Source organism: Seonamhaeicola marinus (assembly GCF_008085455.1).
The window spans coordinates 1-778 of the sequence record NZ_VSDQ01000690.1 but is presented as its reverse complement, the minus strand read 5'-3'; the positions used below and the strand labels follow the sequence as shown (position 1 = coordinate 778).

The following is a 778-nucleotide window of genomic DNA, read 5'->3' as shown; positions in this document are numbered from 1 at the left end:
TGCGGCAAAAATAGTTTTACTTATGGCTGTAGCTAAAATATCACCCGTAACTACTGTTTTGCTTGGATCTTCTAGAGCAACCGCTTTAGGAAATTCGTTACCATCAGCATAAGCTAAGGCATATTTACCGTGGTTAGAGCTAATTTCAACGGTGTTATTGTCTTCAATAACAAACGTTAATGGTTGCTCAGGAAATGTTTTAAGCGTATCAAGTAATAAACGTGCAGGAATTGCAACACTACCAGTGCTATCACTTTCTACATCTAAGGTAGAAGCCATTGTGGTTTCTAAATCACTTGCAGAAACGGTAAGTGTATTATTATCTAATTCAAATAAAAAATTATCTAAAATAGGTAAGGTGTTAGAGTTGTTTATAACGCCTCCTAAAACCTGCAATTGTTTTAATAAATAGGTGCTTGATACTATAAATTTCATTTGTAAATGTTATTTATTTTTATGTTGAAAGATGCAACTTTTTTTATTGTGAAAAGTTGATTTATATTAAGCTAATAAGCTACATACAAATATATTCTATACTTATAAATAACCGAAACAAACTTATTAACATTTAAGATGCGTATTTTTTCTTTCTTATGAAATTAAAAATAATTCCAAATAAAGCTAATAATACTAGTGGTAGCGCTATGTTTAAGAGTTGCCACTTGGTTTTTTCTTGAGCTATTTTTTCTTGATTTAAGAAGGCAACTGCCAATTCTTTTGAACGAATGTTTATAAGTCCGTTCTCGTCTAATAAATAATTTACAGCATTTAATAAAAA

At 29.9% G+C, this 778-nt stretch carries 2 pseudogenes; both read right to left on the bottom strand.

The features are described from left to right. Positions 1-435 (bottom strand): annotated as a pseudogene (locus FUA24_RS17155) (DNA polymerase III subunit beta); the annotation flags it as partial. A 133-nt stretch (positions 436-568) separates the two neighbouring features. Then, positions 569-778, bottom strand: a pseudogene (locus tag FUA24_RS17150) (gliding motility-associated ABC transporter substrate-binding protein GldG); the annotation flags it as partial.